8 protein-coding genes are annotated in these 5,673 nt (G+C 67.6%); 6 read left to right on the plus strand and 2 right to left on the minus strand.

The genetic code is table 11. The features are described 5' to 3' along the window. Both BIS11_RS09630 and BIS11_RS09635 read right to left on the minus strand, forming a co-directional pair. On the minus strand, positions 1–267 hold a 267-nt coding region (locus BIS11_RS09630), incomplete at its 3' end, for a YigZ family protein (RefSeq protein WP_253585977.1). Between the two features lie 21 nt (positions 268–288). Next, a complete protein-coding gene (locus BIS11_RS09635) occupies positions 289–681 on the minus strand; it encodes a LexA family transcriptional regulator (protein WP_253424241.1) in 393 nt (130 codons plus the stop codon). A gap of 246 nt (positions 682–927) precedes the next feature. Here BIS11_RS09635 and ccmA point away from each other — a divergent pair, with 246 nt between their 5' ends. The 6 genes from ccmA to BIS11_RS09665 all read left to right on the plus strand — a co-directional run. Next, positions 928–1,572 carry a cytochrome c biogenesis heme-transporting ATPase CcmA gene (gene ccmA, locus BIS11_RS09640; protein WP_253424243.1) on the plus strand — a complete coding sequence of 215 codons (645 nt, stop codon included), beginning with the start codon at positions 928–930 and terminating at the stop codon, positions 1,570–1,572. Further along, positions 1,569–2,270: a heme exporter protein CcmB gene (gene ccmB / locus BIS11_RS09645; protein ID WP_253424247.1), complete on the plus strand. Its 702-nt coding sequence runs from the start codon at positions 1,569–1,571 to the stop codon at positions 2,268–2,270. The genes ccmA and ccmB overlap by 4 nt, the downstream gene beginning before the upstream one ends. A gap of 10 nt (positions 2,271–2,280) precedes the next feature. After that, on the plus strand, positions 2,281–3,021 hold the full coding sequence (locus tag BIS11_RS09650; protein WP_253424250.1) for a heme ABC transporter permease: 741 nt from the start codon (positions 2,281–2,283) through the stop codon (positions 3,019–3,021). After that, positions 3,021–3,251 carry a heme exporter protein CcmD gene (ccmD, locus tag BIS11_RS09655; protein ID WP_253424253.1) on the plus strand — a complete coding sequence of 77 codons (231 nt, stop codon included), beginning with the start codon at positions 3,021–3,023 and terminating at the stop codon, positions 3,249–3,251. Before BIS11_RS09650 ends, ccmD begins: the two co-directional genes overlap by 1 nt. After that, entirely contained in the window at positions 3,241–3,750 is a 510-nt protein-coding gene (gene ccmE, locus BIS11_RS09660; RefSeq protein ID WP_253424257.1) for a cytochrome c maturation protein CcmE, read from the plus strand. Before ccmD ends, ccmE begins: the two co-directional genes overlap by 11 nt. 5 nt (positions 3,751–3,755) lie before the next feature. Continuing rightward, the coding region (locus tag BIS11_RS09665) for a heme lyase CcmF/NrfE family subunit (RefSeq protein ID WP_253585978.1) at positions 3,756–5,673 on the plus strand (1,918 nt) is incomplete at its 3' end.

The raw sequence follows: 5,673 nt of genomic DNA on the forward strand, positions 1-5,673 counted from the left end.
CGCCTTGTACATCGGCCGCCCGGCGGTGCCGCCGGGCTCGCCGTCGTCGGAAAAGCCGATGTGGGTCTGCTCGCCGGGGGGGCCTGCGATGAAGGCGCTGCAGTGGTGGCTGGCGGCGGGGTGAGCGCTGCGCGCCTGCTCGAGCAGGGTCTCGAAGGCGGCGACGGTGGGGGCATGGCAGAGCCAGGCGATGAACTGGCTCTTCTCGACGACGGTATCGACGCGGTGGTGTTCGTCCGGCGGCAGGTGCGGGGCTCGGTAACGCACGCGGGGCTCCCTGGGTGGCGGTCAGTGGCGCCGGACGGGCCTCGGGGCTTCGACACCCATCACCATGCCCAGCACCTGGATGTCGCCATTATGCAGGAAAACCGTCGGCAGCGTCTGGTCCTCCGGGCACAGGCGCACGCCCAGGCGGCTGATGGAGAGCTCTCTGAGCGCGACCTCGCGCTGGTTGATGGTCGCCGAGGCAATCTCATGATGCGGGCCGCGCTGATGGCGGCGAAGCACGATGACGTCGCCGTCGAAGAGATTGTACTGGCGCATGCGATGACCCCGCACGCGTACCGCGTAGGTGTTGCGCCGCGTGACCTCGCGCTCGCCGTCCGGTGAACGCAGGCCGGCAGAGGGCGGTGCGGCGCGCAGCGTATTGGCGTTATCCGGCAGTCGGGGTGCGATCGTCATCGATTCTCTCCAGCGTGGCGCCCACTCCCTAGGCGTTGAATGAGGTGAACTCGCCAACTCATGTCTATTCGTACAGTGGTTGGAGTATAAGCCTGTCTTTGCATACAGTGCTAGTGCCTGTATGTGAACTTTTCGAGTAGCCCCTTTTTCGCTCGTGGGTCGTGCCGACACCCCGGCGCCCCGCGCTGGCGAAAAAGCCCCTTTTTGTGTACAGTGCGCGCGATACTCAATCCCCGGGAGACGTCTTTGAGCCTGCGCCTTCAAGCCCGCGAGCTTGCCTGCGAGCGCGATGACCGCGTGCTGTTTAAAGGACTCGACGTCACCCTCGACGCCGGCGAGATTCTTTGCGTCGAAGGCCCCAACGGCAGCGGCAAGACGACGCTTTTGAAGATCCTGTCCGGCCAGCTCGGCGACTATACCGGCGAGCTTCGTTACCGGGGCGAGCCGCTGCGCCGCTGCCGCGAACGCTTTCTGGCCAATCTTCTCTATCTGGGGCACTCGGCGGGGGTCAAGGCGGGGCTTTCCGCGCTCGAGAACCTTGCCTGGTACCAGGCGCTCGCCGGCGACGTTCCCGACGAGGCGGCCTGCGAGCGCGCCCTCGAGGAGATCGGCCTGGCCGGGTTCGAGGACGTGCCGGTCGCTCAGCTCTCCGCCGGTCAGGCACGCCGGGTGGCGCTGTCGCGGCTGGCGCTTGGCTATCGCGAGCTGTGGATTCTCGACGAGCCTTTCACCGCCATCGACAAGCGCGGGGTCGCGGCGCTCGAGCGCCGGCTGCTCGCCCACGCCGAGCGTGGCGGAAGCGTGGTGATCACTACCCACCACGCGCTGGGTAACGTTGCCGGCGTGCGCCGCCTGACACTGGGCGAGTCGGCTGGCCAGGAGGCGGCGTGAGCGAGCAGCCGGCAACGCCACCCGGGGGGCTTTGGAAAGCGTTCAAGGCCACCTTGAAGCGCGACGTGACGCTGGCGCTGCGCCGGCGGGGCGACGTGCTCAACCCGCTGGTGTTCTATGCGCTGGTCATCACGCTGTTTCCCATCGGCATCTCGCCGGACCCGGAGCGGCTGTCACTGATCGCGCCCGGGCTTCTATGGGTGGCGGCGCTGCTGGCGGCGCTGCTTTCGCTGGACACGCTTTTTCGTGGCGACTTCGAGGATGGTACCCTCGAGCAGCTGCTGCTCGCGCCCCAGCCGCTGACGGCGCTGGTGATGGCGAAGGTGAGCGTTCACTGGCTGCTCACCGGGCTTCCGCTTTCGCTGATGGCGCCGCTGCTCGGGGTGATGCTGGCGCTGCCGCCGGGAAGCTACGCGGTGCTTGCGCTGTCGCTTGCGCTGGGCAGCGCGAGCCTGAGCCTGATCGGCGCCATCGGTGCAGCGCTCACGGTGGGGCTTGCCCGGGGCGGGGCGCTGTTGTCGCTCTTGATCCTGCCGCTCTACATTCCGGTGCTCATCTTCGGTACCGGTGCCGTCCAGGCGGCCGCCGTGGGCGGCGCCGGGGCGTACCTGGCGATCCTCGGGGCGCTTCTGGCGCTGGCGCTGATACTGGCGCCGCTGGCCATCGCCGTCTCGCTTCGTATCAGTATCAACGGTTGAGGACGCCTTCATGTGGGCCTTCATTCACAAGTTCGGATCCCCCAAGTGGTTCTACGCCATCAGCGCCCGGCTCGAGCCCTGGTGCTGGGCGCTGGCGGCGCTGGCGCTGGGCGTCGGCACGCTGTGGGGACTGGCGGTGGCGCCGGCGGACTACCAGCAGGGCGAGAGCTTTCGCATCATCTACGTGCACGTGCCGGCGGCGCTGCTCGCCCAGTCGATCTTCGTCGCCATGGCGCTTTCCGGGCTCGTCTTCATGGTCTGGAAGATCAAGGTGGCGGACATGGCGGCGACGGTGATGGCGCCCTTCGGTGCCATGATGACCTTTGCGGCGCTGTTCTCCGGGGCGGTGTGGGGCATTCCCACCTGGGGCACCTGGTGGGAATGGGACGCGCGGCTGACCTCGATGCTGATCCTGCTGTTTCTCTATCTGGGCGTGATCGCGCTGCGCGGCGCCTTCGCCCGGCGCGACAGCGGGGCGCGGGCCGCGTCGCTGCTCGCTTTGGTCGGGGTGATCAACATCCCGATCATCAAGTACTCCGTGGAGTGGTGGTACACCCTGCACCAGTCCGCCACCTTCACCCTGACCTCGCGCCCGGCCATGCCGGCCTCGATGTGGCTGCCGCTTCTGATCATGCTGGTCGGCTTCTACAGCTTCTTCACGGCGCTGACACTTGCGCGCACGCGCAGCGAGATAGTGAAGCGCGAAGGCGACAAGCGCTGGGTGCGCGCGCTGGTCGACAAGGAGCATTGATGGCTTTCACGTCCCTGCAGGAGTTCTTCGCCATGGGCGGCCACGGCGTCTACGTCTGGGCTGCCTGGGGGGTGACCGCGGCGCTGTTCGCGGCAAGCCTTCTCCAGGCGCGCCTGGAGCGGCGCGCCCTGCTCAAGCGACTTTCGCGCCGCGTGCGTCGCGACGCCCGGCGTCGCCAGACGACCGACCCCGCTCACTCTTCAAGGCCCAAGGTGGACGATGACGCCTAAACGCAAGCAGCGGCTCTTCGCGCTTCTCGGGATCGTGGTACTCGCGGCCATCGCCGTGGGACTGACCCTCTTCGCGCTGCGCGCCAACATCAACCTGTTCTTCAGCCCGGTGCAGATCAAACAGGGCCAGGCGCCGCTGGAGCGCCAGATCCGCGCCGGCGGGCTGGTCAAGGCGGGCTCCGTCGCCCGCGACCCGCAGAGCCTGGACGTCGCCTTCACGGTCACCGACTACGTGGAGGAGGTCGAGGTCGCCTACAGCGGCATCCTGCCGGACCTGTTTCGCGAGGGGCAGGGCGTGGTGGTGGTCGGCGAACTCCAGAGCGATGGCCGGATCCGCGCCGACAAGGTGCTGGCCCGCCACGACGAGAACTACATGCCGCCGGAGGTGGCCCAGGCGCTGGAAGAGGCGGGCTACTCGCCGGCGGACTACCAGCAGAAGGCCGAACAGGTGGTCAAGGAGCTGGAGGCCCGGGCGGGTTTCCAGCCAGACGAGAACTAGCGCGTATGTCGATCGAGATCATTCCGGAAGTGGGCCATTTCGCGCTGATGATGGCGCTGGTGATGGCGGTCATCCAGGCCGTGGTGCCGCTGGCGGGTGTCGCGACGAGGCGTCCGCTGTGGATGGCCTACGGCGCGCCCATGGCGGCCGGGCAGTTCGTGTTCCTGGCCCTGGCCTACCTGTGCCTGAGCGCAAGCTACCTGCTGGACGACTTCAGCGTCGCCAACGTGGCCAACAACTCCAACTCGCTGCTGCCCTGGTACTACAAGGCCAGCGCCGTGTGGGGCAACCACGAGGGGTCGGTGCTGTTGTGGAGCCTGATGCTCGCCGGCTGGGGCTTCGCCGCCTCGGCGTTCTCGAATTCGCTTCCGCGTGACATGGTGGCGCGGGTGCAGAGCGTCATGGCGATGGTCAGCGCGGGCTTTCTGCTGTTCATCCTGATGACCTCCAATCCTTTCGAGCGGCTGTTGCCCAACGTGCCCGCCGACGGCGCCGACCTGAACCCGCTGCTGCAGGATTTCGGCCTGGTGGTTCACCCGCCGATGCTCTACATGGGCTACGTCGGCTTCTCGGTGGTGTTCGCCTTCGCCATCGCAGCACTCATGGGCGGACGTCTGGATGCGGCCTGGACCCGCTGGGCGCGGCCCTGGGCCAACGTCGCCTGGGCGTTTCTGACCGTCGGCATCGCACTCGGCAGCTGGTGGGCCTACTACGAGCTCGGCTGGGGCGGCTGGTGGTTCTGGGACCCGGTGGAGAACGCCTCGCTTCTGCCCTGGCTCACCGGCACGGCGCTTTTGCATTCGCTGGCGGTGACCGAAAAGCGCGGCTCCTTCAAGAGCTGGACGGTGCTGCTGGCCATCGCCACCTTTTCGCTGTCGCTGATGGGGACCTTTCTGGTGCGCTCCGGCGTGCTCACTTCGGTGCACGCCTTCGCCAACGACCCTTCCCGCGGGTTCTTCATCCTGGTGCTGCTCGGCGTGACGGTGACGCTGTCGCTTTTGCTGTTCGCCCTGCGCGCCCCCCGGGTGAGCCACCGGGTGGGCTTTGGCTGGCTCTCGCGGGACTCCTTGCTTCTGGTCAACAACCTGCTGCTGGTGATCATGACCGTCACGGTGCTTCTGGGCACGCTCTACCCGCTGATCCTCGACTCCCTGAACCTGGGCAAGATCAGCGTGGGTCCGCCCTACTTCAACGCGCTGTTCGTGCCGCTCACGGTCGTGCTGTGCGCCTTCATGGGGCTCGGGCCCTCGGCGCGCTGGAAGCGCATGGGCGCCCGGGAGCTTGTGACGAAGCTCTGGCTGGCCGGGGCGGCGGCCCTGGTGATCGGCGTGCTGGCGCCACTGCTCTACGCCGGGCAGTGGAATCTCTGGGTGAGCCTGGGGCTGGTCGCGGCGCTGTGGATCGTGCTGCCGCTGGTGCGCGACGTGATCGACAAGTGCCGCCACGCGGGCTCTCTGGGACGAGGGCTTGCTAGGCTCACGCCGGCCTACTGGGGCATGGTGCTGGGGCACCTAGGCCTGGCGGTCACCCTCGTCGGCGTCACGGTGGTGTCGAACTACAACGTCGAACGCAACGTGCGCATGGCACCGGACGTCACCGTCGAGGTGGCCGGCTACCAGTTCACCATGCGTGAACTGACGAGCCGGCGCGGGCCGAACTTCCTCGCCGATACCTCGCTGATCGAGGTGCGCCGGGGAGACGACGGGCGCACCTTCATGATGCACCCGGAAAAACGCCTCTACCTCGCCACCGGCATGCCCATGACCCAGGTAGCGCTGCGCCCGGGGCTTTTCCGCGATCTCTACGTGGCGATGGGGGAGGACCTGGACGACGGCAGCTACGCCATGCGCATCCAGTACAAGCCCTTCGTGCGCTGGCTGTGGCTCGGCGCGCTGTTGATGGCGCTGGGCGCGATACTGGCGG

It is taken from the genome of Halomonas sp. 707D4 (genome assembly GCF_024158685.1).
In the GTDB taxonomy this organism is placed as follows: domain Bacteria; phylum Pseudomonadota; class Gammaproteobacteria; order Pseudomonadales; family Halomonadaceae; genus Vreelandella.

Bases quoted from the DNA above. Each gene is read 5' to 3' on its own strand.
- ccmE (WP_253424257.1), top strand. From the start codon at position 3,241: ATGACGCCTAAACGCAAGCAGCGGCTCTTCGCGCTTCTCGGGATCGTG.
- BIS11_RS09650 (WP_253424250.1), top strand. From the start codon at position 2,281: ATGTGGGCCTTCATTCACAAGTTCGGATCCCCCAAGTGGTTCTACGCC.
- BIS11_RS09635 (WP_253424241.1), bottom strand. From the start codon at position 681: ATGACGATCGCACCCCGACTGCCGGATAACGCCAATACGCTGCGCGCC.
- ccmD (WP_253424253.1), top strand. From the start codon at position 3,021: ATGGCTTTCACGTCCCTGCAGGAGTTCTTCGCCATGGGCGGCCACGGC.